Source organism: Duganella violaceipulchra (assembly GCF_019166075.1).
Taxonomy (GTDB): Bacteria; Pseudomonadota; Gammaproteobacteria; order Burkholderiales; family Burkholderiaceae_D; genus Rugamonas; species Rugamonas violaceipulchra.
Map to the genome: position 1 here is coordinate 1 of NZ_JAHTGR010000077.1, position 1,254 is coordinate 1,254.

The 1,254-nt window shown below is 57.1% G+C and carries 1 protein-coding gene; it reads right to left on the reverse strand.

Annotated elements, in window-relative coordinates; all coding sequences use genetic code 11:
• Window positions 1-8 precede the first annotated feature (8 nt).
• A protein-coding gene (locus KVP70_RS33020; protein WP_217946666.1) for an IS3 family transposase occupies window positions 9-1,189 on the reverse strand; the annotation gives its coding sequence in 2 pieces (ribosomal slippage) (window positions 9-940 and window positions 940-1,189; 1,182 coding nt in all).
• Window positions 1,190-1,254 lie beyond the last annotated feature (65 nt).

A 1,254-nucleotide genomic window follows, 5' to 3' on the forward strand; every position in this document is an offset into this window, starting at 1 on the left:
TGCGGTGGTCAAGTAATTTCGGACACAACGATAGGTTCACGTGCTGCCATTTTCCGTTCGTAGACGGCGGGTGACAGATTTCCCAATGCTGAATTGATGCGCTTGCAGTTATAGAAGCCGACGATGTAATCAGTAATGTCTACCTTGGCCTCAGCATGGTTGGCGTACTGGCGTTGCCAGACGCGCTCCATTTTGAGGTTCAGGAAGAAGCGTTCGGCCACTGCGTTGTCCCAGCAATTTCCTTTGCGGCTCATGCTGCAGACGAAGCCATGCCGTGACAATAGATCCTGGTACAGCTCGCTGGCATATTGACTGCCCCGATCCGAATGGACGATCAGTCCCGGCGCTGGCTGACGCTGTTGGATGGCCATATTCAAGGCATCGCACACCAGCTTGGCGGGCATGCTCGGCGCCATGGCCCAGCCGACCACCTTGCGCGCGTATAGGTCCAACACGACCGCCAGGTAGAGCCAGCCCGCGCCGGTGCGGATGTACGTGATGTCGGACACGTACGCCATGTTGGGCGCGGGCGGATTGAACTGTCGGTTCAGCACATTGGTGGCGATCGGCAGGTCGTGCTTGCTATCTGTCGTGTGGACGAATTTGCGTTTCCAGACCGGCTTCAGCGCTGCTTGGCGCATCAGGCTGCGAACCTTGTAGCGTCCAATCTGCAACCCGGCATCAGCCATAGCAGTTACCAGCCGGCGGCTGCCGTAGCTCTGCTGGCTTGCCAGAAACGCGGCTTTCAAATGCACGCCGAGCTTGCACACCACCGGCTTGGCGGAACGTCGTCGCGCCTCGTAATATCCGGATCGGCTGACGTCCAAAACGCGGCAGCTTTGTTGGGCGGGGATGGCCTCCTTTTGCAGTTGATGAACGAGCTGATAAATCATTTCATTTCGCGGGCAAAGAAGGCCGAGGCCTTTTTTAAGATGGTCACATCCTGCTTCAGTTGCTGATTTTCCAGCTCCAACTGCCGGATGCGCTGCTGCTCGGCGGTGAGCGGTTTTCCGATACCAGGCTGGCCGTTCTGCTCGGCACCGTACTGCGTCAGCCAGCGCCGGATCGCGGTCTGACCGATGCTCATGCTTTCGCTGACGTTCTGGACGCTCAGACCCTGCTCCTTGATCATCCGCACCACTTCCAGCTTCAGGCTGGGCTCGAATGTCTTACGTTTTCTTGTTGTCATGCTTTAACTCCTCAGATGGTGGATTTTCCACCTATTGAGGTGTCCGGGCAAATTAGACCACAGCA